At 70.9% G+C, this 21,266-nt stretch carries 21 protein-coding genes; 8 read left to right on the forward strand and 13 right to left on the reverse strand.

Annotated features, from left to right (window positions below; translation table 11 throughout):
- Positions 1-113 precede the first annotated feature (113 nt).
- The 4 genes from CR162_RS08620 to CR162_RS08635 all read right to left on the reverse strand — a co-directional run bounded on the left by CR162_RS08620 (position 114) and on the right by CR162_RS08635 (position 2,282).
- Positions 114-551: a YeeE/YedE family protein gene (locus tag CR162_RS08620; RefSeq protein WP_099095143.1), complete on the reverse strand. Its 438-nt coding sequence runs from the start codon at positions 549-551 to the stop codon at positions 114-116.
- Positions 552-556: 5 nt separating this feature from the next.
- Positions 557-979, reverse strand: a complete 423-nt coding sequence (locus CR162_RS08625; RefSeq protein ID WP_099095144.1) for a YeeE/YedE family protein — start codon at positions 977-979, stop codon at positions 557-559.
- A gap of 4 nt (positions 980-983) precedes the next feature.
- Positions 984-1,889: an MBL fold metallo-hydrolase gene (locus tag CR162_RS08630; protein WP_099095145.1), complete on the reverse strand. Its 906-nt coding sequence runs from the start codon at positions 1,887-1,889 to the stop codon at positions 984-986.
- A 63-nt stretch (positions 1,890-1,952) separates the two neighbouring features.
- Positions 1,953-2,282 (reverse strand): ArsR/SmtB family transcription factor, encoded by a 330-nt coding sequence (locus CR162_RS08635; protein WP_245870210.1) that lies wholly within the window; start codon positions 2,280-2,282, stop codon positions 1,953-1,955.
- A 75-nt stretch (positions 2,283-2,357) separates the two neighbouring features.
- On the opposite strand from CR162_RS08635, the gene CR162_RS08640 reads away from it, so the two are divergent.
- Positions 2,358-2,807: a beta-lactamase hydrolase domain-containing protein gene (locus tag CR162_RS08640; protein ID WP_099095147.1), complete on the forward strand. Its 450-nt coding sequence runs from the start codon at positions 2,358-2,360 to the stop codon at positions 2,805-2,807.
- Between the two features lie 552 nt (positions 2,808-3,359).
- On the opposite strand, the gene CR162_RS21990 is transcribed toward CR162_RS08640, so the two are convergent.
- The 3 genes from CR162_RS21990 to CR162_RS08650 all read right to left on the reverse strand — a co-directional run bounded on the left by CR162_RS21990 (position 3,360) and on the right by CR162_RS08650 (position 4,804).
- On the reverse strand, positions 3,360-3,557 hold the full coding sequence (locus CR162_RS21990; protein WP_141563116.1) for a hypothetical protein: 198 nt from the start codon (positions 3,555-3,557) through the stop codon (positions 3,360-3,362).
- A gap of 407 nt (positions 3,558-3,964) precedes the next feature.
- Positions 3,965-4,507, reverse strand: a complete 543-nt coding sequence (locus CR162_RS08645) for a DUF1003 domain-containing protein (RefSeq protein ID WP_099095148.1) — start codon at positions 4,505-4,507, stop codon at positions 3,965-3,967.
- Positions 4,508-4,621: 114 nt separating this feature from the next.
- Complete coding sequence (locus CR162_RS08650; RefSeq protein ID WP_099095149.1) at positions 4,622-4,804, reverse strand: hypothetical protein; 183 nt, start codon at positions 4,802-4,804, stop codon at positions 4,622-4,624.
- Positions 4,805-5,076: 272 nt separating this feature from the next.
- Here CR162_RS08650 and dinB point away from each other — a divergent pair, with 272 nt between their 5' ends.
- The 4 genes from dinB (at position 5,077) to CR162_RS22330 (ending at position 7,330) form a co-directional block, all read left to right on the forward strand.
- Positions 5,077-6,168: a DNA polymerase IV gene (dinB, locus tag CR162_RS08655; RefSeq protein WP_099095150.1), complete on the forward strand. Its 1,092-nt coding sequence runs from the start codon at positions 5,077-5,079 to the stop codon at positions 6,166-6,168.
- A 315-nt stretch (positions 6,169-6,483) separates the two neighbouring features.
- A complete protein-coding gene (locus CR162_RS08660) occupies positions 6,484-6,690 on the forward strand; it encodes a cold-shock protein (RefSeq protein WP_099095151.1) in 207 nt (68 codons plus the stop codon).
- Positions 6,691-6,864: 174 nt separating this feature from the next.
- Positions 6,865-7,074, forward strand: coding sequence for a hypothetical protein (locus CR162_RS08665; protein WP_099095152.1), 210 nt, complete (start codon positions 6,865-6,867; stop codon positions 7,072-7,074).
- Positions 7,075-7,162: 88 nt separating this feature from the next.
- Positions 7,163-7,330 (forward strand): hypothetical protein, encoded by a 168-nt coding sequence (locus tag CR162_RS22330; protein ID WP_176559779.1) that lies wholly within the window; start codon positions 7,163-7,165, stop codon positions 7,328-7,330.
- 69 nt (positions 7,331-7,399) lie between these two features.
- On the opposite strand, the gene CR162_RS08670 is transcribed toward CR162_RS22330, so the two are convergent.
- From CR162_RS08670 to CR162_RS08680, 3 genes are all read right to left on the reverse strand, one after another.
- Positions 7,400-8,746 (reverse strand): serine hydrolase domain-containing protein, encoded by a 1,347-nt coding sequence (locus CR162_RS08670; protein ID WP_245870211.1) that lies wholly within the window; start codon positions 8,744-8,746, stop codon positions 7,400-7,402.
- A gap of 155 nt (positions 8,747-8,901) precedes the next feature.
- Positions 8,902-10,065 (reverse strand): M20 aminoacylase family protein, encoded by a 1,164-nt coding sequence (locus CR162_RS08675; RefSeq protein ID WP_099095153.1) that lies wholly within the window; start codon positions 10,063-10,065, stop codon positions 8,902-8,904.
- An 81-nt stretch (positions 10,066-10,146) separates the two neighbouring features.
- Positions 10,147-11,730 carry an ABC transporter substrate-binding protein gene (locus CR162_RS08680; protein ID WP_099095154.1) on the reverse strand — a complete coding sequence of 528 codons (1,584 nt, stop codon included), beginning with the start codon at positions 11,728-11,730 and terminating at the stop codon, positions 10,147-10,149.
- 144 nt (positions 11,731-11,874) lie between these two features.
- Between CR162_RS08680 and CR162_RS08685 the strand changes: the two genes are divergently transcribed.
- Entirely contained in the window at positions 11,875-12,492 is a 618-nt protein-coding gene (locus CR162_RS08685; protein ID WP_099095155.1) for a flavin reductase family protein, read from the forward strand.
- Between the two features lie 44 nt (positions 12,493-12,536).
- On the opposite strand, the gene CR162_RS08690 is transcribed toward CR162_RS08685, so the two are convergent.
- A complete protein-coding gene (locus CR162_RS08690) occupies positions 12,537-14,207 on the reverse strand; it encodes an alpha-glucosidase (RefSeq protein ID WP_176559780.1) in 1,671 nt (556 codons plus the stop codon).
- 396 nt (positions 14,208-14,603) lie between these two features.
- Here CR162_RS08690 and CR162_RS08695 point away from each other — a divergent pair, with 396 nt between their 5' ends.
- Positions 14,604-15,773: a histidine kinase dimerization/phosphoacceptor domain -containing protein gene (locus CR162_RS08695; protein WP_176559781.1), complete on the forward strand. Its 1,170-nt coding sequence runs from the start codon at positions 14,604-14,606 to the stop codon at positions 15,771-15,773.
- Here the strand turns inward: CR162_RS08695 and CR162_RS08700 are convergent.
- Positions 15,748-16,701 (reverse strand): glycosyltransferase family 2 protein, encoded by a 954-nt coding sequence (locus CR162_RS08700; protein WP_176559782.1) that lies wholly within the window; start codon positions 16,699-16,701, stop codon positions 15,748-15,750. The two genes, CR162_RS08695 and CR162_RS08700, sit on opposite strands and share 26 nt — an antisense overlap.
- Before the next feature lie 5 nt (positions 16,702-16,706).
- The gene (locus CR162_RS08705) at positions 16,707-18,467 is read right to left on the reverse strand and encodes a glycosyltransferase family 2 protein (RefSeq protein ID WP_176559783.1); all 1,761 of its coding nucleotides are present in this window, start codon (positions 18,465-18,467) and stop codon (positions 16,707-16,709) included.
- A 573-nt stretch (positions 18,468-19,040) separates the two neighbouring features.
- Between CR162_RS08705 and CR162_RS08710 the strand changes: the two genes are divergently transcribed.
- On the forward strand, positions 19,041-21,221 hold the full coding sequence (locus CR162_RS08710) for an amylo-alpha-1,6-glucosidase (protein WP_099095159.1): 2,181 nt from the start codon (positions 19,041-19,043) through the stop codon (positions 21,219-21,221).
- The last annotated feature ends 45 nt before the right edge of the window (positions 21,222-21,266 follow it).

Genomic DNA, 21,266 nt, shown 5'->3' on the forward strand with positions numbered 1-21,266 from the left:
GGAGGTCTCCCGGGTTCGCCTCTGCCCGAAACTCGGGTAGCTAAGTCGAGGTTTCCTCGCTGTAGGGCAGCCCAACCCGCCCGGCAATCGTGGCACGATCGGGCGGCCTCCCCTCAGGCCGGCTTGGTGCGCCCGGGCAGGTGCTTGTCTGCGGCCGAGAAGGCGACCATGCCGGTCAGCATCGCCGCGAGGAACACCACCGCAGGCGGGCCCGCCAACAAGAACGAGGCCAGGACGGGCCCTGGGCAGTACCCCACGAGTCCCCAGCCGGTGCCGAAGATCAGCGATCCAACCACCAGTCGGGCGTCCACCTTTGTCTTAGTGGGGCCGGAGAAGGACGGGGCGTAGAGCGGTACCTGCCGCCATTTAGCCAGGGTGAAGCCGAGGGCGGCGACCAGAACGGCGGCGCCCATGACGAAGGCCAAGCTCGGATCCCAATTTCCGAAAACATCCAGGAAGCTAAGGACCTTCTCTGGGTTGACCATCTGGGACACCACCAGACCCAGCCCGAAGAGCAGGCCGGATACCAGGGCGATAAGGATGCGGTTCATAGCGCTCAGCCTCCAAAGACATGGCGGGCGAGGAAGACGGTCACTACGGCTGCCAGGAGGAAGAGCCCCGTTGCCGTGATAGAGCGGCGCGACAGGCGCGCCAGCCCGGCAACGCCATGGCCGCTGGTGCAACCGCCGCCGAGCCGCGTGCCGAAGCCGACGAGGAGCCCGGCCATGATCAGCGTGCCGGACCCAGCCTCAATAGAGAACGGTGGCACACCTTGAATGGCGGCATAGACCAAGGGCGTCCCAATAAGCCCAACCAAGAAGGCGATGCGCCAGCCGACCTCGCCCGCCTGCGGCTTGAAGAGCCCGCCGACGATGCCGCTGATTCCGGCGATGCGCCCATTGGAGAGCCAGAGGAGCGCGACCGCCAGGCCGATGAGCGCGCCACCCACGGCGGCCGAGACGGGGGTGAAGTTTTCCATGGGGCTAGTCCTTTAGCTCGCGGATGGCCGCGCAGCCGGTCTCATGAAAGTAGTTCAGCGGAATTTTGAGGTAGGAGACGCCGTTGGCCTCGGGTTCAGGTAGGCGCCCGCCTCGGATGTTGATCTGCAGGGCGTCCAGCAGTAGGGCGGGGAAGGCCAGCGTCCGGTCTCGCGCCTCGCGCGTCTGGACGAAAGCGTCCTCGCTCACGCCGCCCCGGAAGTGCGTGTTGTGCGCGCGCTGCTCGGCAACCGTGGACTCCCAACGCGGCTGGCGATCGCCCGGCTGGTAGTCGTGGCCGGTGAAGACGCGGGTCTCCGGCGGGAGTTCCAGGATGCGCTGGATGCTGCGGTAAAGCGCCCGGGCGTCGCCACCCGGGAAGTCGGCACGGGCCGTGCCGCCGTCCGGCATGAACAGGGTATCGTGGACGAAGGCGGCGTCGCCGATGACGTAGGTGATGGAGGCCGCCGTGTGGCCGGGCGAAAAGATGACCTCCACGTCCAGCTCACCGATCCGGAAGTGCTCGCCGTCCTTGAACAGCCGGTCCCACTGCGAGCCGTCGGTCGGAAAGTCGGGGAGGTTGTAGATCTCCTTCCAGATCTTCTGGACGTGGACGATCTGCTCGCCAATGGTGGTCGGGGCGCCGAACACCTCCTTGAGGTAAGGGGCGGCGGAGAAGTGGTCGGCGTGCGGGTGGGTGTCGAGGATCCACTCGACCGTCAGCCCCTGCTCCCGAACGAACGCCACCATCCGGTCGGCGAAGGTGGTGTGGGTGCCGCGGCAGGTGCGGTCGAAATCGAGCACGGGGTCGATAATGGCGCAGCGCTTGGTCGCAGGATCCGCGGCCACGTAGGCGATGCTGTTGGTGTCCTGGTGATAGAAACCGGTCACCGCCGGATGGTTGTTGGGCATCTCTGTTTCCTTTTTCTTTCGGAGCGAGCAGCGCCAGGCGCGTGAGTTACAGCCGCTGGCCTGTCAGGCTTCAGGCTGGGCAGCCTTGTTTGGCGGTGTGCCCGCGGCCTCCGCTTTGGCGCAGAACAGGTCGTAGAGAAGGCCGATTACCCGCTCCGCGGGCTCGCTGCCCAGGCGGTAGTAGATTGTACGGGAAGCGCGGCGGGTCCTGACTAGCCCGTCTTCCCGCAGGCGGGTCAGGTGCTGCGAGAGATGGGGCTGCCGCATCTCGAGCAGCGTCTCCAACTCCCCGACGGACTTCTCTCCCTGGGTCAGCGAGCAGAGGATCAGCAGCCGGTGCTCATTCCCGAGCGACCTGAGGAAGCGCTCCGCTTCGCCAGCCCGGCTGCGCATTTCTGTTATATTCATTCTTGATAATCTATAAATAATGAATATGCCTTCAAGGCCAACACGACCAGGAAAGCTCACATGCCCAACAGAATCAGGATTAATGATCGGCTGAGCGTCGACCCCACCCCGCCGACCAGAGAGGAACTGGAAAGGCTGGCCCAGGAAGGCTTCCGGTCCGTGGTCAACCTGCGGACGCCGGGGGAGCCCAACCAACCCCTCTCGCCCGACGCGGAGGGCGAGGCCACCCGCGAGGCCGGGCTGGACTATGCCCACATGCCGGTCGCGCCCACAGGCCTGCATTCCGAGCAAGTGGATGAGTTCCGGCAGAAGCTATCCGAACTGCCGGGGCCGGTGCTGATTCACTGCGCCTCCGGAAAGCGGGCCAGCATTTTCGGTGTCCTTGGCCTGGCGACGGAGGAAGGCCTCTCAGGCGAAGAAGCGCTCTCCCGGGCGCGAGCTCTTGGCTTCGATTGGGGAAGCCCTCAGATCGAAGCATTCATCAAGCGATACCTCGATCAGAGCGCGTAGGCGGACGTCCAGAGGCGTCGGCTTCGGGCGGGTGGTAACGGTCGCCCCGAGAAGAGCAGGGCCCGTGCCGTCTGGATCATCGGCGGCCATGGTCTGCGGCACGGCGTCAGGTCCGTGTCTCCCCTGTTGAGCAGCCTTCGGCTTTTCCTCCAGGTCTTGGCGCGGACCTAGGCTACGACTTCGCGCATCTCGGTGAGATCCGCGCCACCAGGAATGAGGTACTCGCCGATAATGAAGGTGGGTGTGCCCTGCAGGCGGGAAAGAACAGCCCGCACCTTGCCAAACGCTTGGCTGACCTCGGTGGACTGATGCTACAGGCCGCGCCCAGCCGCGGGCCATGTTGACCCTGGCACCTTCCAACGCGGCACGGATGCGCGCCTTCTTCATGGCCTGAGCGGCGATGTCCTCGCGTCCATCCCGCAGCACCGCTGCCTACCGCCGCCCCGTGGCGGCCGCAGGCTTCGACGGGTTGCGGGCGACGCGATGAGCGCCCGGCCCACCCGCATTCCACCGTCGGTGGGCAAGCCCCCGGCGGCCACTGGAGCCTGATAATCAAGGCTTATCATTGACTCTTGGGTGGGTGAGACTGCCGGGTGCCAGCGACATCCACTCACCGGCTTGCAACCGCTCGCGAGCCTTGGCGTCCTGCGCCAGCCGGTGCCGCGGCCTCCGCGCAACGGGCCGGGGATCAGGCTCAACGATGGCGCCGGACGCCTCGATGCGGATCGCGGTGACGTCGAAGACCTGCATGGGATGGCCAAGGGGGCCGACTGCAGATCAACCCGTGTGCCCACCTTCCGGGGGATGGCGAGGACTTGCCGGCCTTCATGTGGTCCGGCGTGCCGGCGCTGCCGAACAGGTCCTCCACCTGCAGGCTGGTTTGCAGCCAGGCATCCGAAATTCCTGTCGCAATCCAAGGTGACGAAGGAGCCGGCCTTCACCTCGGTGACGTGGTAGCCGGGTTGGATCGAGCCGCGTCGCCCTGCCCCGCCATGGTGTCTTTATGATCGCGCCTGACCGACCGGCGCCTCCAACTTCTTCGAGCTGGCCGTCGCCACGGCGCGGGGTCGCGCGCCCCCGCCGCCACGCCAGCCCAAGGCCCCCCGGTTCACGGAACCCGCGCGGTGCGGTCCAGGGCCGCGAGCGGCGCCCACCCCTCAATCCCTTTTCTGCCGCGCCTCGATCTCATCCAAAACAGCTTCCGGCGCGATGTCCTGCTGAACCTCCCGCAGCTCCGGATCCGCATTGGTCTGGATGTCCAGCCGCCGGGCGATCTCGACCACCAGCGCGGAAAGCCTGGTCAGCTCATGCTCGGTGAGAAGGCTGATCTGCAGGTCCAGGTCGGCGCGCTTGTCGGCCGCCGCGGCCATGCGGTTCTGGCTGATCAGCACGAAGGTGGACAGGAAGATGGCCTCGACCGACGCCTCCATCGCCAGCACCACGAAGGAGGGATCGAATTTCGGCACCATCGGGACGAGGCCGAGATTGATCAGGATCCAGCCGCCATAGAAGACGAGGTGGAGATAGACGAAGGTCATGCTGCCGGTGAAGCGGGTGATGGCCTCGGCGACCCGCTCCTCGCGGCTCGCGGCCGCCGCCTCCTCGCGGCGCCGTTTCTCCAGCGCCTCGATGTTGCGCAGGAGGGAAGTGCTGAGATTGGCCGGCCTGGGTGGCGGCACCGTCAATCCTGGTTCGGGCATGTCGGACCGGTCCTGGCTTCCGGGGGCGGGCGTGGGTCGGCAGAAGGCGAGAGGAACCGCTTCGGATCCCACCCGGCGCCGGGCTCGGGCTCAACGGCTGCCGCCGATGCCGCTTCACGGCTTGGCGGAGGGCTTCTTCGGCAGGGGCGGCTCGCCGGTCCATTCATCGGTGATCTGGGCCTGGGCCTCGGAGATCCTGGCCAGGTCTTCCGGCGAGGGCGGCTTCTGGATGTAGCCTCCCGTCGCCTGCTCGGCGGTGTGGTGTGCCTTGGGGCCCTCGGGCGCGCGCTTGGCCATGTCTGTCCTCCTCTGTCTCGGCCTTGCTGAAACGCCGCAACGGCGGCACCGTTCCAGGGGCCGAGGAAGGGCCGGCCTCCGGGCTTCACGCCGCGCCCGCTGTCGCCGGTTCCCGAGATCGCCTAGGTTGCCGCCATGCTGGCCATGCCGGAGAGCCTGTTCCACGCCGCCGCCCCGCTTTCCCCGCGCCCGGGCCTTGCGGGGTCCGGGCCATGGCGCAGGCGCAGGGCACAAGGCGGGGCCCGGCGATCGCGTGCCGGGCGGCGCGGGGCATGAGTGCCGGGGCGCCCACCGCCGCGGTGCGCAAGATCATCCATGTGGACATGGATGCCTTCTATGCCTCGGTGGAGCAGCGCGACGACCCCTCGCTGCGCGGCCTTCCCGTGGCGGTGGGCGGCGCGCGGGAGCGCGGCGTGGTGGCGGCGGCCAGCTACGAGGCGCGGCGCTTCGGGGTGCGCTCGGCCATGCCCTCGCTCACCGCGCGGCGGCTCTGCCCCGACCTAGTCTTCGTCCGCCCGCGCTTCGAGGTCTACCGCGCCGTGTCCGAGCAGGTGCGCGCCGTCTTCGCCGAGCACACGCCGCTGATCGAGCCCCTTTCCCTCGACGAGGCCTATCTCGACGTCACCGAGAACCTCCAGCGTATCGCCTCGGCCACCGAGATCGCGGAGCGCATCCGCGCCACCATCCGCGAGCGCACGGGGCTCACCGCCTCCGCCGGCGTGTCCTACAACAAGTTCCTGGCCAAGCTGGCCTCCGATCACCGCAAGCCGGACGGGCTGTTCGTCATCACCCCGCGCATGGGGCCGGGCTTCGTGGAGGCGCTCCCGGTCGGGCGCTTCCATGGCATCGGCCCGGTCACGGCGGCGCGGATGAACCGGCTCGGCATCCATACCGGCCTGGACCTGCGGCAATGGAGCCTGGAAGGCCTGCAGGCCGAGTTCGGCAAGGCGGGTGCCTTCTACCACGCCATCGCGCGCGGCGAGGATTACCGCCCGGTGCAGGCGCACCGGCTGCGGAAGTCGGTCGGGGCCGAGACCACCTTCAGCCGCGACCTGGCCGAGTTCGGCGAGCTGCGCGAGGCGCTGCGCCCGCTGGCCGCCAAGGTGTGGGACCATGTGGCGCGCCACGGGCTGCAGGGCCGCACCGTGACGCTGAAGGTCAAGTTCAGCGATTTCCGGCAGATCACCCGCAGCCAGTCCTCGGTTGTTCCCGTGGCCAGCCTGGCGGAGCTGGAGGGCATCGCGACGCGGCTGCTGGGCGCGGTGCTGCCGCCGCCCCGCGGCATCCGGCTCCTGGGCGTCACCCTCTCGGCGCTGGGCGACGACAGCAAGGGCCCGGCGGCACAGCTGGCGCTGGCACTTTGAAAAGCCCTGGCCGGCGCCCCTGCCAGCCGCGCGGAAAGCCCGCTCAGCGCAAGCAGGCGAGGCCGACCGTGGAAGAAGCCTGCGAGGGTAACCGGCTTCGCGCCGCGAAAGGTTGCAAGGCGATCACGGGAGTTTTCCGCCTGCCGCCTTGCATAACATCCTGCACAGCCCCATATAGGTCTGGTCAGACTCGTTTGGTTCGGCCTGTTCTCCTTGCTCCTGCTTGAGCGCCGAGCCTGGTGTCCGTTTCCCCTCGCAGCTTGATCCGCGACGCGGCAGCGCGACGCGGCCATTTTTCATGAACGGAACACCATCATGTCCATCGGCACCGTCAAGTGGTTCAACGCGACCAAGGGCTTCGGCTTCATCCAGCCCGACGACGGCGGCAAGGATGTCTTCCTGCACATCTCCGACGTCCAGCGCTCCGGGCTGAGCGAGCCGCGCGAGGGCGACAAGATCGAGTACGACCTGCAGCGCGGCCAGCAGGGCAAGACCTCGGCCACCAATCTGAAGATGGCCTGACGCGCCTCGGGGCTGCCGGACCGGCGGCCCCGTTCGCGAAGATGGGGCGCGTGCCTTCGGGCAGGCGCCTCGCGGCCGGCAGAGCCGCCAGGGTGAGATGCCGCGCGCGGGCCGCCGGCATGCCGCCTTCCGGGTGGCCCGGAGACACATCCCCGACCCGCCAAGGAGTTCACGATGCCTCCCCATGGCTTCACGGTCGGCCAGAGCGTTGAATTCGTCCCCGGGCGCTTCGACGGTGCCGCGCCGCGCGGCACCTACACGGTGCTGCGGCAGCTGCCCAACGACTCCAGCGATCGCGAGTATCGCGTGCGCAGCATCCATGACGGCCATGAGCGCGTCGTGCGGGAAAGCCAGATCCGCGGCAGCGTCGCGCCCGGCATCTGAGTTTCGTCCGGGTTCCCCGGAACCCGGATATCAGGCCGTCGGGCAGCCATGAAAGGAACGCATCGTGGCGCGAAGCCCACAGAAACCCGTGGAACCGGACCCCGAGGCCGAAGCCAGGCTGGAGCAGGAGATCGCCTCCCTGGCCAAGCGCCACCGGGTCTCGCCCGCCATCATCCGTGAGATCATCCGGCGTTCCGGCTCGAGCGAGAAATCCTCGATCGAGCGCGAATTGCAGAAGAGCAAGGCGCGGCGCTGATGCCCCCTCCGCTTCCTCCCCGGGAACCTCCCGGGAAGGAGGCGGACTGGCCGCCGGTTGGGGATCACCTCAGCCGCGCTGGCTTTCCACCATGGCGCCATAGACGAGGTTCTTGAACAGCATGCGGGTCTGCCCGCGCGCGGTCGGGCCCTGCGCCATCAGGATGGCCACCAGCCCCTCGGCGCGGTCGATGGTGAAGGAGGTGCCCCAGGCGCCCGCCCACATGGCATCGCCCCGGCTGCCCGGCGCCACGCCCAGCCCATCCTGCAGCCGAACCGCGAAGCCGAGGCCAAAGCCGTAGCCCGGCCCGGTGGAGGAGGCGGGAGAGCCGCCCATGCCCTGGATGTGGTTGGAGAGCATGTAGTTCACCACCGGCGCCGCCAGGTAGCGCCGCCCCTCGAAATGGCCGCCATTGGCGATCATCTGCGCGAAGCGGAAATAGTCCGCCGCGGTGGAGACCAGCCCCGCGCCGCCCTTCAGGTAGGAGCGGCCCGCCTCGTCCTCCAGGATGCGGTAGGCGCGCCACATCGGCTCGGTCTGCGGGTCGGTGGTGGGGGATTCCGCCAGCCGCGCGCGCTTGCCGGGCTCGACGAACCAGGCCGTGTCGCGCATGCCGAGCGGCCCGATGAGCCGCTCCTGCAGCAGCCGGTCCAGGCGCTGCCCGGCCACGCGCTCGATCAGCAGGCCGAGCACGTCCGTGGAGATGGAATAGAAGAACATCGTGCCCGGCTGGAAGGCGAGCGGAATGGTGCCGAGGCGGCGCAGCATCTCGTCGCCGCCGATCGCCTCCCGCCGCGCCTCGATGTTCTGTTCCTCATAGGCGTCGCGGATGCGGCTCGACGGCACGGCGTTGGCATAGGCGAGGCCGGAGCTGTGGCGCAGCAGGTCCTGCACCGTGATGGGCCGCTCCAGCGCCACCTCCTCGGGCGGCTGGCCGTCGCGCCGGCGCTCCACCTTCAGGTTGGCCAGTTCCGGCATCCAGCGGGTGATCGGGTCGCTGAGCTTCATCATCCCCTCCTCGACCAGCATCATCGCGGCCGTGGAGGTCATCGGCTTGGTCATCGAGGCCTGGAGGAAGATGGCGTCGCGCGGCATCGGCCGGGTGCGCGCGGCATCCTGGTGCCCATAGGCCTCGTGGTGGACGATCTCGCCGTCGCGCGCGATCAGCGCGACGCAACCGGCGAAGGAGCCGCGCTCCGCCTCGGCGGCGAAGGCCTTCTCCATGCGCCCCAGCCGCTCGCGGGAGAAGCCGCGGACGAGGTCGGCGCCACCCGGCGGGCGGGGCCGCGCCGGGCCGCGCTGCGGGTGCGGCGCGGGGCCGGCGGGCTGCGCGATGGCCGGGCCGGCCAGGCCGGCGGCGAGGCCGGTCATGCCCGCGGTGAAGGCCGCGCGGCGCGAGGTGGTGAAGCGGTTCATGCGTTTCCTGCCCTTGTGTCCTTGGACCCTCGAAGGGGTCAGGGGCAGGCTAGCGCGGGATCGGCCGGAACGGAATCCGGCCGGAAAGGCCCGCCCAGGTCACTTTCGCGCCTGCGCAACGGGCGGGGCGGGCCCCGCGCCCGTCCCGCCCGCGCTCAGGGCTGCGCCAGGACGCGCTCCGCCACCCGGGCATAGAGCGCGGCGCCATAGGGCGTGGCCTCGTCGTTGAAGTTGTAGTGCGGGTTGTGCGCGGCGGCGCCGGGACCGTTGCCGACATGGATGTAGGCGCCCGGCACCTTCTCCAGCATGAAGCTGAAATCCTCCGAGCCCATCACCGGCGCGCGGTCGCGGCGCACCGCCTGCTCGCCCACCAAGTCGGCGGCGGCGTCGGCGATCTCCGTGCTGCGCTCGGCCTGGTTCACCAGCGGCGCGAAGATCAGGCGGAAATCCACCTCCGCCGTGGCGCCGAAGCCGGCCGCCACCCCCTCCGCCATGCGGCGCATCGCCTCCTCGATCTGCCCGGCCACCTCCTTGCTGAAGAAGCGCGCCGTGCCGGACAGCACCGCCGTCTGCGGGATGACGTTGTAGGCATCCCCGCCCGTCACCTTGGTCACGCTCACCACCGCCGTCTCCCGCGGCGAGATGTTGCGCGACACGATGGACTGCAACGCGGCGCCGATGTGGCAGGCGGTCAGCACCGGATCGATGCTCATCTCCGGCCGCGCGCCGTGCGAGCCCTTGCCGTGCACCGTGATGTCGAAGAAGGCGCCGCCCGCCATGAACGGCCCGGCGCCGATGGCATAGCGCCCGACATCGAGCCCCGTGGCGTTGTGCATGCCGTAGAGCGCATCGCAGGGAAAGCGCTCCAGCAGCCCGTCCTCCAGCATGGCGAGCGCCCCGCCGCAGCCCTCCTCGCCCGGCTGGAAGATCAGGTGGACCGTGCCCTCGAAGTTCCGCGTCTCGGCGAGGTAGCGGGCGGCGCCGAGCAGCATGGTTGTGTGGCCGTCATGCCCGCAGGCATGCATCCTGCCCGGCACGGTGGAGGCGTAGGGCAGGCCGGTCAGCTCGCTCATCGGCAGGGCGTCCATGTCGGCGCGGAGCCCGATGGCGCGGTTGCCCGGCCTGCCGCGCAGCACGCCCACCACGCCGGTGCCGCCGATGCCGCGATGCACCTCGTCCACCCCCCATTCCTCCAGCTTGCGCGCGACGAGCGCGGCGGTGCGGTGCTCCTCCATGCCCAGCTCCGGATGGGCGTGCAGGTCCTGGCGGATGGCGGTCAGCTCGTCATGGTAGCGGCGGATGTGGTCGAGGGCGGTCATCGGGCGGATAGCTCCGTGCGGATCGGGAGGAAGGCCGGGAAGCGGCGGCCCCGGCCGGGCCGGTCTCAGGGGCGGCGGATCTCAGGCGCGGCGGATGTCCCAGAAGACGAACAGGCCGTTGGGCACGTCCGCCAGGTCGCGGCGATAGGCGGTCTTGTAGAGGTACTGGCCGGTCGGCACATAGGGCACCTCGCGCAGCGCCACCTGCTGCAGCTCGGCGCAGATGCGCTGCTGCGTGGCCAGGTCCGGCGCGTCCAGCCACGCCTCGCGCAGCTCCTCGATGCGCGGGATGCTGGGCCAGCCGAAGAAGGCGCGCTCGCCATTGGCGCGCAGCACCTGCTGCACCACCGGGTTGATCATGTCGAGCCCGGCCCAGGTGGTGTTGAACATGTTCCACCCCCCCTGCTCCGGCGGCGCCTTGCTGGCGCGGCGCTGCACCAGCGTGCCCCAGTCGGAGACGGCGGGCTCCACGTTCATCCCGAGCCGGCGCAGCGTGTCCAGGCAGACCTCGCCGATGGCGGCCAGCACCGCCTGGTCGGTCGGGATCATCAGGACGACGCGCTCGCCCTTGTAGCCGGCCTCGGCCAGCGCCTTCCGCAGCGTCTCCATGTCCCGCCGCCGGGTGAGCGGCTCCAGCCCCTCGGTGCTGGCCATCGGCGTGCCCGGCGTGAAGATGCCGACGCCGGTGCGGTACAGGGCCGGATCGGTCCCCGCCGCGGCGATCATGCAGTCCTCCTGCGACATCGCCTCCATCACCACGCGGCGCACCGCCGCCTTGTCGAAGGGCGCGTGCAGGTGGTTGAAGATGCCCGTGCCCATGGTGCCGAGCGGCGTCGCGAGCTGGGTGGCGATGTTGCGGTTGCGCTCCAGGATGGGCAGCAGGTCGTTGGTCGGGTTCTCCCACCAGTCCACCTCGCCATTGGTGAGGGCGGAGGTGGCGGTGCCGGGGTCGGGCATCACGTGCCACTCCACCCGGTCGAAATGCACCCGCTTCGGCCCCGCCGCCCAGGAGGACAGGCCGCTTTCCTCGCGCGGGCGGTAGCGGTCGAACCGCTCATACACCGCGCGGGCGCCGACGACGCGCTCATCCGCCTTCCAGCGGAACGGGCCGGAGCCGATGATCTCGCGGATCGGCGTGGTCGCCTCGGTGGCCGCGAGGCGCTCGGGCATGACGAACAGCGCCGAGGGCCCCACCTTGGCCAGCGCGTCCAGCATGGCGCCATAGGGGCGCCTGAGGCGGATGACGAAGCTGCGGTCATCCGGCGCGCTCATCTCGTCGAGCCGCGCCATCAGCGCCTGGCCGAGCGAGTCACGCTGCGCCCAGCGGCGGATCGAGGCGATGCAGTCCCGCCCGCGCACCGGCTCGCCATCGTGGAAGACGAGCCCCTCGCGCAGACGGAAGGTCCAGCGGCGGCCGTCATCCTCGACGGTGTGGCCCTCCACCATCTGCGGCCGCGGCCGCAGCTCGGCATCCAGGCCATAAAGCTGGTCCCAGATCATCAGCCCGTGCGTGCGGGTGATGTAGGCCGTGGTCATGACCGGGTCGGTCACCGTCAGGTCGCTCTGCGGCACGTATTTCAGCACGCGCGCCGCGGCCGGCTGTGCCAGCGAGGGACGGGCGAGGAAGGCGGCGGCGGTGCCGGTCAGCAGGGTACGGCGATGCATGGGGAGGACGCTCCTCATGGGGGTGAAGCCGGACTGGCGGGGCCTCTGCGGACCTCTTGCTGGATGCCAGCAAACACCGCCGCGCCGGCGGCGGCAAGGCGCCCGCCCTCGACAGGCCCCGCCGCGCCGGGCTTGATGCGTCCCATGAGCGATGACACCTATTTCTACGATCCCCGCCAGGGCCATGGCCTGCCGCGCGATCCCTTCAAGGCGATCCTCGCCCCGCGCCCGATCGGCTGGATCACCAGCGTCGATGGCCAGGGCCGGGTGAACCTGGCGCCCTACAGCTTCTTCGCCGGGCTCAACACCAGCCCGCCCATGGTCGGCTATTCCGTGGAGGGGCGGAAGGACAGCATGCGCAACGTCGAGGAAACGGGCGAGTTCGTCTGCAACCTCGTCTCGCGCCCCCTGGCGGAGGCGATGAACGAGACCTGCGCGCCCCTGGCCCCGGGCGAGAACGAGATGATCCGCGCGGGCCTCGAGGCCGCCCCCTCCACCCTGGTGAAGCCGCCGCGCGTGGCGCTCTCCCCCGCCGCCTTCGAGTGCAAGCTGACGCAGGTGGTGGAGATCAGGGACGTGACGGGCCAGGGCCTCGACACCTGGCTGATGATCGGCCAGGTGGTCGGCGTGCACATCCGGCGCGAGTTCCTCAGGGAAGGGCGGTTCGACACGCTGGCCGCCCAGCCCGTGGCGCGCTGTGGCTACCGGGGCGACTACACCGAGGTGGCCAGCCTGTTCGAGATGATCCGCCCCGGCGCATGAGGCGCGGCGGGCGGGGGAGGCGCGCGCCTCCCCCCCGGCCCGGCTCAGGCCGTCACCGCCGCGGCGAGGAGCGGCCGCTCCACGGGCGCGGGCGCGAGCGCCGCGAACAGCACGCCATAGGGCGGCAGCATGGCGCTGCTTCCCTCGCGCAGGGCGCCCTGCCCGGTGAAGTCCGGCAGCAGCCGCGCGGTGCGGAGCCTGTCGTCATCGTAGTAGCGCGGCACGTCCGACAGGTTCAGCACGATCAGGATGTGCTCCCCGCCATAGTCCCGCACCAGCCCCAGCAGCGGCGCGCCGAGGTCGAGCGGCCGCAGCCCGCCGCGCGACAGGGCCGGATAGGCCCGCCGCGTGCCCAGCGCCCGGCGCCAGACCTGCAGCATGCTGTCCTCATCCATCTCCTGCCGGTCCACCGCCAGGGGATGGTGCGCCTCCGGCACGGGCAGCCAGGGCTTGGCGGTGCTGAAGCCCGCCTGGGGCGCGTCCGCCTGCCAGGGCATGGGGGTGCGGCTGCCGTCGCGCCCCCGGAACTCGGGCCAGTAGGCCAGGCCGAACGGGTCGCGGATCTGCTCGTGGGCCAGCACCGCCTCGGGCAGGCCCAGCTCCTCGCCCTGGTAGAGGCAGAGGCTGCCGCGCAGCGAGATCATGATGGCGGCGAGCAGCCGGGCGAAGCGCGGGTCGGGCGGCGCGTCCCTGCCGGCCGGGTTCCAGCGGGTGACGGCGCGCTCGGCATCGTGGTTGGAGAAGGACCAGCAGGGCCAGCCCTCCGCTTCCCGCCCCGCCTCGGCCATCAGGTCGCGCAGCGTGGCGTGGTCGAAGCCGCCGCGCAGCGGGCGCAGCGTGTAGGCCATGTGCAGCAGGTCGTGCCCGGCACTATAGCGGCGCACGCGGTCGAAGGCGCCGTCCTGGCTCGACACCTCCCCCAGCGTGACGGTGCCGGGATAGCGGTCGGTCAGCGCGCGGATGCGGCGCAGGATGTCGAACAGCCCCGGCTGGATCATGTCGTGCCGGTGTTCCTGCAGGCCGAACAGCTTGGCCGGCACCTGGCCGTCCGCCGCCGGGCGCGGCGGGTTGCTGCGCAAGGCGGGATCATGCGCCAGGAAGTCGATGGCATCGAGGCGGAAGCCATCGACGCTGCGCTTCAGCCAGAACTCGCCCACCGCCAGCACGGCCTCCAGCGCGCCGGGATCGTGCAGGTTCAGGCTGGGCTGGGTGGAAAGGAAGTGGTGCAGGTAGTATTGCCGCCGCCGCGGCTCCCAGGTCCAGGCGGCGCCGCCGAAGACGCTGAGCCAGTTGTTGGGCGGCGTCCCGTCCGGGCTCGGATCGGCCCAGACATACCAGTCGGCCTCGGGTGCCTGGCGGCTGGCGCGGCTGCGCTGGAACCAGGGATGCTGGTCCGAGGTGTGGCCGCCCACCAGGTCGACCAGCACCTTCAGACCGGCGGCATGCGCCGCGCGCAGCAGGCGGTCGAAATCCTCCAGCGTTCCGAACTGCGGATCGACCGCAACATGGTCCGATATGTCGTAGCCGAAGTCCCGGCCAGGCGAGACGTAGAAGGGGCAGATCCAGATGGCATCGACCCCGAGGCCGGCGATGTGGTCGAGCCGGGCCTCGATGCCCCGCAGGTCGCCGACGCCGTCGCCATCCGTGTCGAGGAAGCTCCGCGGATACACCTGGTAAAGGGTGGCGCCGCGCCACCATTCTGCTCCCGCCACCATCGCGCCATCTCCCTGGCCATTTCACCAGGGTCTCCGCCCCGGCCTGGACCAGAGGAGGATCGCGACTTCGTGATGAGCACTCAATGTCAAAAGTCCGTCCCCCCTGGCTTTGCAGGAGGGCGTGGGATTTACGGCACAGTCAGCACATCCACGCAACCGCAGGTGTATCCTGCGCCGGACAACAAGACCCGGCAATGCCTCAAAGCCTCGGACAATGATCCTTTTTGTCTTTACTCTGATCATATTTTGGATTTCACTGCAGAAAATCCATCGTGCTGGTGGAACATCCCGCGGCCGCGGCCAGCAGAACGCTTGCAGGATAAGCCTCGAACTCTCGCCCGTATCGTGACAAACCGCCCAGCTTGTCGTGAGCGGCCGGACCTTATGGAACCATTCATGTCAAAGGAGCAGGAGGCGGCGCGGCACCCTCGCATGGATCATCCCACCCATGCCCTGCCGGCCTCCGTGACCACCGAGGCGGAGCCACACGCCGCAGCGCCGCGGCCTGACCTGGCGGCGCTCGACCGCACGCTGGAGCTGGCACTCGGCAGCCTGGACGCTGAGGGCGCCCTGCTGTGCCTGACGGAGGAGGTGGCGGGCCGCGCGCCCCTGTGCCGGGGCACCGCATCCGTGACGGCCGCCGCCACCCAGGCGATCCTGCGGCGCCTCCAGGGGGAGCCGCTGCCCGTTCTGCTCGCCTTCCCCTTCCCTCCCGGCAGCACGGAACCCCCGGCGGAGGCCATGCCCTGCGCCGCCGTGGCCGTGCGCGAGCCGGACGGCACCCGGCGCGGCCTTCTGGTCGTGCTGGGCCTCGCGCCGGGGGCGCAGGCGGCGGCACCGCGCCGGCTTCAGGCGGTGGCCGACCAGCTCGGGCAGGAGCTGTGCCTGCGGCGCGAGCTGGCCGATGCGAGGCAGGTGGCCGAGGCGCTGAAAGCCCGCTTCGAGCGGCTGCGGCAGGACCAGGAAGGGCTGGCGCGGGCGATCGACCACCGCATCCGCAACGGCCTGCAAATGGTGAACGACATGCTGGCGCTGCAGGCCATGTCGCTCGGCGACACGGAGGCGGCGGCGCAGCTGGACGCGGCGGCCGGGCGCGTGCAGGCGGTGGCCGAGGCGCATGCGCATCTGCAGCGCCAGCCGGCCACCGGCCTCGTTTCCGCCCGGGACTATGTGGCGCTGCTCCTGCGCCGCCTGCGGCAATGCTGGCCCGATCCGGCCCGCCCCCTGCTCCTGCGGCCGGCGCCGGACCTCGCCGTGAGCGCCCTGGATGCGCCGCGCATCGGCATCATCGCCTGGGAGTTGCTGGTCAACGCCCTGCGGCATGGCCGGGGCCGCGTGGAGATTCTGCTCCAGGCCATGCAGGAGGCCAACCAGTTGCGCATCGTCGTGCGCGACGAGGGGCCGGGCCCGGATGCCGCCACGCTCGCCTCCACCAGCCGCCGGGGCAACCAGGAATCGGGGCTGGGGTTGATCCGCCTGATCGCCGGCGGCCATGCCGCCAGCGTCGAGCCGGGGCAGCCGGCCGGGGTGGGCATCACGGTCAGCCTGCGCCGCCCCCTCGCATGACGGCGGAAGGGCGGGCGGGCGCCGCCAGCAGCCAGAAGCGCAGCACCGCATCCTCCGCCACGCCCTGGCGGTAAAGCCCGGCCTTGCGCAGCCGGCGCAGGCGCTCCAGGCGGGACAGGGTGAAGAAGGGCGTCAGCAACGACAGCGTCTCGCGGGCCTCGGGGCTCAGCAGGGGCCCGGCATGGGCCAGGCTCTCCAGATGGCCCCGGAACACCGCCAGGAACCGCTCCGGCCCCCGCGTCAGGGCCGCGGCGCCGCGCCGCAGCAGCGAGGCCTGGGTTCCCACCTGGTTCGACCCGTGCTGGCGGTACAGAATGCCCGGCTCCGGATCGAACCGCAGGGCGCCACCCGCGCCGCTCACCAGCAGGTAGCACCACCAGTCATGCAGCGTGCCCGGCGGCGGGGGCGGCGCCGCCAGGACCAGCCGGCGGGCGGCCTCGTTCAGCACCAGGGTGCAGCCCGTCACCACGTTCTGCACCAGCGCGTTGCGGAAGCCGAGCGGGCGGCGCGGCAGGGGCGAGAGGCCGGTGGGCCGGAGCGTTGCGTCCACCAGACGCTGCCGGCCGCAGTAAAGGGCGGGCCGCTCCGCCGGCATGGCGGAGAGCGCCGCCTGGGCGCGGGCCAGCTTGTCCGGCATCCACACGTCGTCCTGGTCGCAGAAGGCATAGTGACCACCAGCCGGCGCGGCGGCCAGGAGGTGCATGAAGCTGCCCAGCACGCCGGCGCGCCCCGGCGGCGTCTCGGCCCGGAAGGCGCGGCCGGTGCGGTGGCCGAAGTCTTCCAGCAGTACCGTCGTGCCATCGGCGGAGCCGTCGTCGCGCCAGAGCAGGTTCCATTCGGCACCCTGCTGGGCGGTCAGGCTCTCGAGCTGCTCGGGCAGGAAGCGCGCGCCGTTGTAGGTGGCGAGAAGGACATGCAGCGGGGGCATCAGCCTCATCCGGCCCCGGCCATGGCGCGCGGCGCGGCCAGGATGGACGGCTCTCCCTCGCGCAGCGGCAGGAGGGGGCTGAAGAAGCCTTCCTGGGCAAGGCGCCCGCCCCAGCGCGCGCGCAGCCAGGACAAGGCCTCGGCCCGGGCGGCCCGGTCGGCCATGTCATCCTCCTGCCTTTGCCAGAGGCGGGAGAATGGCGTCCAGATCACCCGCAGCCCGGCCGCCCGCAGCTTCAGGCACAGATCCACATCCGACCAGCAGGGCAAGGGGGCCAGCCCGCCGACGGCCTCGAAGCTGGCCTTTCGCACGGCCAGGCAGGCGCCGCTCACGGCCGAGACGTCGCGCGGCAGCCGCAGCTGGCCGATATAGCCGCGGTCATCCTCCACCGCCTGCCCCAGCAGGGGCCAGGGCCTCGCGGGCGTTTCCCCATCGAGCACATAGCCGGCATGGCGGATCCGGCGGCCCGGCCCCAGCAGCATCGCCCCCACCGCGCCGATCTCGGGCCGCGCCGCCTGCGCCACCAGCTCGCTCAGCCAGTCCTCGCGGGCGGGCTCCACGCCAGGCTCCAGCAGGACCAGCACCTCGCCCCGCGCCTGCGCCGCCGCCGCGTTGAGCAGCGCGGCGCGCCCGGCCGCCGGGGGTCCGGGCAGCAGCCGCAGCCGCGGGTCCGTGCCGGCGGGAGCCGGCTGCCCCTTGCCGGCCGGCCAGATCAGCAGCAGTTCGGCCGGGGCGTGCCCGCCCATCTCCAGCAGGGGCAGCAAGGCCTCCACCCCTTCGGGCGCGGCGGGCAGGGCCAGGATCAGGCTGGCCATGGGGCGGGGGCGCGGCATGGCATGGCGGATGCGCGGCCATCCCGGCAGGTCGCCCTGCGGCACGACCTCGGCGCCATGCGCGCCGTTCTGCTCCAGATGCTCGGCCAGGGCCTTGCGGCCGGCGGCCGCGCAGCGCTCCAGCGCGCCCTCGGAGAAGGAGGTCGCCTCCGCGCCCTGCCGCCAGTGGTAGAGGATGGCGGGAATGTGCCGCACGCGCTCCACCCCCGCCGCCGCCACGCTGCGCAGCGCGAGGTCCCAGTCCTGGCTGCCCTCCAGCCCTTCCCGCAGCCCGCCCAGCCGGTTGAGCAGCTCCCGCCGGTAGACGCCGAGATGGCTGACCAGGTTCTGGCCCAGCAGGAGCTCGGGGTTCCAGCCGGGCTTGAAATAGGGGTCGTAGCGGCGGCCCTCGCCATCCACCTTGTCCTCGTCCGAGAAGAACAGGTCCGTCTCCGGATGGGCACGGATCTGCCGCGCCACCACGAACAGCGCCTGCGGCGGCAGCAGGTCGTCATGGTCCATCAACGCCACGAACTCGCCGCGCGCCAGCTCCAGCGCCGTGTTGCTGGCGGCGCTGATATGGCCGTTGCAGCTCCGGCGCACGGTGCGGATCCGCGCATCGGAGGCCGCCGCCTCGGCCAGCACGGCCTGCACATGCGGCGCGGGGGAGGCATCGTCGGCGATGCACATCTCCCAGTGCGGATAGGCCTGCGCGCGCACCGACGCGATGGCGGCGCGCAGGAGGGGCTCGGGCGTGTTGTAGACGGGCATCACCACCGAGATCAGCGGCGGGTCCGGCATGGCCAGCGCGGTGCGCACCATGCCCGCCAGCGCTGCCGGGCCCGGCGTGTCATGCTCCTCCACCCAGCGGCGATAGGCCTGGGGCGAGGGGCCCCAGCGGCGGGCGCTGAGGCGCGCCACCAGTTGCGCCAGGCCGGGGAGGTAGGGCGACATGTCCAGCATCAGGCGCCGGAGCGGGGTGAGGATGCGCGGATGGCGCCGGAGCCAGCTCCTGAGCCGGCCGGCGGAATCCGCGGGAGGGCGGCCTGGGGCCAGCGGCAGAACCGGCCTCGAACCTGTATCTTGTGTCGTTTGCACCATGCGATACGAAGCTTATGGCAACCGCCATGGGGCGAGGCAAATCATCTGCACGACAACAGCCAGACCCGCCCTCGGGTTTTCCTGGCCGGAACCGCGCAGCCATGAAATCCTCCTCTGGTTTTTTCCTGGGCCTTCTTCTGGAAGGAAGATCGCCATTGTTCTTCAGCGCTGCCTGCTTTGCCGGTTCCGCAACCATGGCGGGTGGTGCCACGCTTCACTCCAAGGAAGTCGCTCGTCTCCGGGCAGCCGCCCCGGGAGATGGCCGCCGGAGCTGGCGCCGGCATGCCGCATGGCCTTCCCCTTGACCGGGCGGTGCCAGTTCCCAACGCATAGGCCAGGACAACCACAGCTGGAGGACCGCTTCCGGATGTTCGCCCCCACCCCGCCTTCCCGCGCGGCTGCCCGCGCCTGAAACGGACGCACCGCATGGACATCGCCCCTTCCGGCGCCCCCCCGCTCGACAATGACGGTTTTCCCGTGGCGGCCACCGCCTCGTTGCAGGAGGGCCGCTCCACCACCCTCAAGCATGACGACACCTTTGCCCTGTTCGGCCATGCGGGGGATCTCGGCGGCAGCCCGGAAGGGCTCTACCACCGCGACACGCGCTACCTGTCGCACTTCTCGCTCTGGCTGAACGGCGCGCGCCCCATGCTGCTGAGCGCCGCCCTGCAGGACGACAACGCCGCCCTCACCTGCGACCTGACCAATCCCGACCTGCCGGCGGGCGCGGGGCTGAACGCGGTGCCGCACGACCTCCTGCACCTGCGCCGCAGCCGCTTCCTCTGGAACGGCGCCATCCATGAGCGGCTCGCCCTGCGCAACTTCGACGACCGCCCGCACCGCCTGCGGCTCGAGCTGCGCTTCGCCGCCGACTTCGCCGACCTGTTCGAGGCGCGCGGCGCCCGGCGCGAACGGCGCGGCACGCTCCACCCTCCCCTGCTGGAGCAGGACCGGGTCACCCTTTCCTATACCGGGCTGGACCGTGAGCGGCGCCGGACCACGCTGCGCTTCGACCCGGCGCCCGCGCTGCTGGAGGCCGGGCGGGCGGTCTACGAGATCACCCTGCCGCCCGGCGGCCGCCAGGCCCTGTTCATCGAGGTCGGCTGCGACCGGGAGCCGGCGCCCTGCCCGGCGCGGAAGGCCTTCGGCCTGGCGCTCCGCCAGGGGCGGTGGGCGCAGCGGCGCCATGATGCGCGCCTGGCCAGCCTGGACAGCAGCAACGACATCTTCAACGAGACCATGCGCCGCGCCGCGGCCGACCTCGCCATGCTGGTGACCCAGACGCCGGAGGGGCCCTACCCCTATGCCGGCATCCCCTGGTACAGCACCGCCTTTGGCCGCGACGCGCTGATCTCGGCCTGGCACACGCTGTGGTACGACCCATCCCTCGCCCGCGGCGTGCTGCGCTTCCTGGCCGCGCACCAGGCCACGGAGGCGGACCCGGCCACCGATGCCGAGCCCGGCAAGATCCTGCACGAGACGCGGCAAGGCGAGATGGCGCGGCTCGGCGAGGTGCCGTTCCGCCGCTATTACGGCAGCGTCGATTCCACCCCCCTCTTCGTCATGCTGGCCGGCGCCTATCTCGACCGCACCGGCGACCTCGAGACGCTGCGCGGCCTGCGGCCGAACATCGAGGCGGCGCTGGGCTGGATCGACCGGCATGGCGACATGGATGGCGACGGCTTCGTCGAATACCGCCGCAAGCGGCCGGACGGGCTGCTGAACCAGGGCTGGAAGGACAGCCACGACGCCATCTTCCACGCCGATGGCCGGATGGCGGAGGGACCGATCGCGCTGGTCGAGCTGCAGGCCTATGTCTATGGCGCCTGGCGCGCCGCCGCCCGCATCTTCCGCCGCATGGGGGACCCGCTGCCGGCGGAGGGCCTCGACCGCCGCGCCAACGCGCTGCGCCTGGCCTTCGACGAGCGGTTCTGGGACGAGGCGCTTGGCACCTATGTCCTGGCGCTCGACGGGCGGAAGCAGCCCTGCCGTGTCCGCAGCTCCAATGCCGGGCACGCGCTCTTCGCCGGCATTGCCCTGCCGGAGCGCGCCGAGCGGCTGGTCCACACCCTGCTGGAGCCGGACTTCTTCTCGGGCTGGGGCATCCGCACCATCGCCGCCGGGCAGTCGCGCTACAACCCGATGAGCTACCACAACGGCTCCGTCTGGCCGCACGACAACGCGCTGATCGCCGAGGGGCTGGCCCGCTACGGCTTCCGCCGCCAGGCAGGGAAGATCTTCTCCGCCCTGTTCGATGCCTCCACCTATGTCGAGCTGCGCCGCCTGCCGGAGCTGTTCTGCGGCTTTCCCCGCCGCCGCGGCCAGGGCCCGACGCTCTACCCCGTGGCCTGCGCGCCCCAGGCCTGGGCGGCCAGCACGCCCTTCGCGATGCTGGGCGCCTGCCTCGGCCTCGGCTTCGAGCCCGGAACCCGCTGCATCCATTTCGACCAGCCGGTGCTGCCCCGCTTCCTGGACGCGGTGACGCTGCGCGACCTGCAACTGGGCGACGGGCGCCTCGACATCACCTTCCGGCGGGCGGGCGACGAGGTGGCGATGCATGTGCTGCGCCGCTCGGGCGGCTTGCAGGCCCTGCTCCGCAGCGGCTGAGCCGCGCCGGCCACCCGCGCCTCACCGCACGGCAACGGGGCCCGC

Source organism: Teichococcus rhizosphaerae, assembly GCF_002631185.1.
Classification (GTDB): Bacteria; Pseudomonadota; Alphaproteobacteria; order Acetobacterales; family Acetobacteraceae; genus Pseudoroseomonas; species Pseudoroseomonas rhizosphaerae.

Bases quoted from the DNA above. Each gene is read 5' to 3' on its own strand.
- CR162_RS08660 (WP_099095151.1), top strand. From the start codon at position 6,484: ATGTCCATCGGCACCGTCAAGTGGTTCAACGCGACCAAGGGCTTCGGC.
- CR162_RS08630 (WP_099095145.1), bottom strand. From the start codon at position 1,889: ATGCCCAACAACCATCCGGCGGTGACCGGTTTCTATCACCAGGACACC.
- CR162_RS08705 (WP_176559783.1), bottom strand. From the start codon at position 18,467: ATGTCGCCCTACCTCCCCGGCCTGGCGCAACTGGTGGCGCGCCTCAGC.
- CR162_RS08675 (WP_099095153.1), bottom strand. From the start codon at position 10,065: ATGACCGCCCTCGACCACATCCGCCGCTACCATGACGAGCTGACCGCC.
- CR162_RS08685 (WP_099095155.1), top strand. From the start codon at position 11,875: ATGAGCGATGACACCTATTTCTACGATCCCCGCCAGGGCCATGGCCTG.
- dinB (WP_099095150.1), top strand. From the start codon at position 5,077: ATGAGTGCCGGGGCGCCCACCGCCGCGGTGCGCAAGATCATCCATGTG.
- CR162_RS08665 (WP_099095152.1), top strand. From the start codon at position 6,865: ATGCCTCCCCATGGCTTCACGGTCGGCCAGAGCGTTGAATTCGTCCCC.
- CR162_RS08700 (WP_176559782.1), bottom strand. From the start codon at position 16,701: ATGCCCCCGCTGCATGTCCTTCTCGCCACCTACAACGGCGCGCGCTTC.
- CR162_RS08670 (WP_245870211.1), bottom strand. From the start codon at position 8,746: ATGAACCGCTTCACCACCTCGCGCCGCGCGGCCTTCACCGCGGGCATG.
- CR162_RS08625 (WP_099095144.1), bottom strand. From the start codon at position 979: ATGGAAAACTTCACCCCCGTCTCGGCCGCCGTGGGTGGCGCGCTCATC.
- CR162_RS08680 (WP_099095154.1), bottom strand. From the start codon at position 11,730: ATGCATCGCCGTACCCTGCTGACCGGCACCGCCGCCGCCTTCCTCGCC.
- CR162_RS08695 (WP_176559781.1), top strand. From the start codon at position 14,604: ATGTCAAAGGAGCAGGAGGCGGCGCGGCACCCTCGCATGGATCATCCC.
- CR162_RS21990 (WP_141563116.1), bottom strand. From the start codon at position 3,557: ATGCAGGTCTTCGACGTCACCGCGATCCGCATCGAGGCGTCCGGCGCC.
- CR162_RS08710 (WP_099095159.1), top strand. From the start codon at position 19,041: ATGGACATCGCCCCTTCCGGCGCCCCCCCGCTCGACAATGACGGTTTT.
- CR162_RS08640 (WP_099095147.1), top strand. From the start codon at position 2,358: ATGCCCAACAGAATCAGGATTAATGATCGGCTGAGCGTCGACCCCACC.
- CR162_RS08645 (WP_099095148.1), bottom strand. From the start codon at position 4,507: ATGCCCGAACCAGGATTGACGGTGCCGCCACCCAGGCCGGCCAATCTC.
- CR162_RS08650 (WP_099095149.1), bottom strand. From the start codon at position 4,804: ATGGCCAAGCGCGCGCCCGAGGGCCCCAAGGCACACCACACCGCCGAG.
- CR162_RS08635 (WP_245870210.1), bottom strand. From the start codon at position 2,282: ATGCGCAGCCGGGCTGGCGAAGCGGAGCGCTTCCTCAGGTCGCTCGGG.
- CR162_RS08620 (WP_099095143.1), bottom strand. From the start codon at position 551: ATGAACCGCATCCTTATCGCCCTGGTATCCGGCCTGCTCTTCGGGCTG.
- CR162_RS08690 (WP_176559780.1), bottom strand. From the start codon at position 14,207: ATGGTGGCGGGAGCAGAATGGTGGCGCGGCGCCACCCTTTACCAGGTG.